1 protein-coding gene is annotated in these 1,920 nt (G+C 34.3%); it reads left to right on the top strand.

Annotated elements, in window-relative coordinates:
- Nucleotides 1-165 precede the first annotated feature (165 nt).
- Nucleotides 166-1,797, top strand: a complete 1,632-nt coding sequence (locus BMZ74_RS14270) for a transposase (RefSeq protein ID WP_089862872.1) — start codon at nt 166-168, stop codon at nt 1,795-1,797.
- Nucleotides 1,798-1,920: the final 123 nt, after the last annotated feature.

The following is a 1,920-nucleotide window of genomic DNA, read 5'->3' as shown; positions in this document are numbered from 1 at the left end:
GGTTTGCCCCCAAAAAGACTAAATAAATTTCATTAATAACCAAATAATAACAATAAGTTTTTCTTTTATCATCCTCAAATTAATCAGATTAATCTCTCATAACCCTTTAGATGACGGGCTTTCTTTGATATAATTAACTTAAGGAATCAAAGAAAGGATGATAGAATGTTTGTTCCCAACAGTCACCAGCAGTTAAGTCTTTACGATTCATTTAAAGATTTGCCCAAATATCTACAGGAATATCTTTTAGATTCCTGGGCTGATACTTTTCAGGAAATTATCTTTCCTGCAATTGATGAAGAACGCTTTGCCGTACTCTACAGTGATAAAGGTTCAAGACCCAATACTCCTGTTAATATAATCATCAGCTCACTTGTAATTAAAGAACTTTTTGATCTCACTGACGAAAGATTAGTTGCCAATATCCATCTAAGTATGGAATATCAATATGCTCTTAGATTAACCAGTGATAAAAGGCCACCTATCTCTAAAAATACATTTAATAATTTTAGAAAAAGAGTTACAGATTACTACAAAGAAACAGGTATAGACTTAATCCAGCAGGAGGTTGAATCCCTGGCTGAATTAATTAGGAATAATCTGGAAATTGAAGGTGACAGAGCAAGAATTGATTCTTTTATGGTTTCTTCTTCTGCCAGAGAATTATCCAGAATAGAGCTTGTCTACACGGTTAATGCTAAGTTCATCAAAATACTCTCTAAATCTTTTGAGGATCTAATTCCTGAAGGACTTGAAGTATATTTAAAAGAGTCCCACAGAAATGAGGTCATCTATCGCACCAAAAATGATGAATGCAAAAGCAAACTAAAAAAGCTTTTAGAAGATGCTAAAACTCTTTATGATGCAGCTGTTACTGCCGGAGGCAGTGTTACTGAGACTGAAGAATTTATGCTCTTAAAAAGAATGCTTGGTGAACAAACAGATTATGATGACGATGATTTTGATGATCTTGATCCTGATAATATTGAAGCTAAAGATGGTACAGAACTGGAATCCGATATTCTGCAAAACCCCAGTGATCCCGATGCAACTTTCAGGCAGAAATATGGAGCCAATATTGGTTATACAGCCAATGTGCTGGAAGTTTTTAATGACGATAATTCTGTAATCACAACCTATGATTTCAAACCCAACATATATTCTGATCAGGACTTTAGTGCTGATACTTTAGATAAGATAAGCAGTGATCAGCTACTAAACTTTAGTATTGAGAACCCAATAAAAATATTTATGGATGGTGCCTATTACACCTATGATCTTGCTAAAAAAGCTTTAGCTTTAGGTATTCAGTTTATGCCCGGTGAACTAATCGGCAAAAAACCTGCTGCTGACAAAATGACCTATTATCAAAACTTTAATCTTGATTCTGACTATGAAAATGTTTTAAGCTGTGCCAATGATGTGGAACCTGATTATCAGGAGAAAAGTCCTGATAAGAATTCATTCTATGCCGTCTTTGATAAAGAAAAGTGTGCTGGCTGCAAACTAAAATCAGAGTGCAGAATCAAAAGCAACAAAAAACATAATTCAGTCAGTTTTACTGAACAACGATATGAAACAGGAAAACTCAGAAAAACAATGGGTGAAAAAGAATACATCAAAGAATGCAATCAGCGTGCTGGTGTAGAAGGAATACCTTCTGTATTCAGACGCAAATATGATGTCGATGAGATGCCGGTCAGGGGTGAAGTATGTCAAAAAATCTGGTTTGGCTTAAAAGTTGCAGCAGCAAACTTCAAAAAGCTGCTGAAAGGATTAGAACTGGCCACCTCCTGAACAAGGTAGATCTTTTTCACACTATATAATATTATTTTTACTTATAAATGAGAAATTTATTGCTTACAACCTTAAATATTTTTTTATTTAAGGATATTTATTTAGTCTTTTTGGGGGCAAACC

The sequence above is a fragment of the Halanaerobium salsuginis genome (assembly GCF_900114545.1).
Taxonomy (GTDB): Bacteria; Bacillota; Halanaerobiia; order Halanaerobiales; family Halanaerobiaceae; genus Halanaerobium; species Halanaerobium salsuginis.
This window is presented reverse-complemented; position numbering and strand designations above follow the sequence as displayed.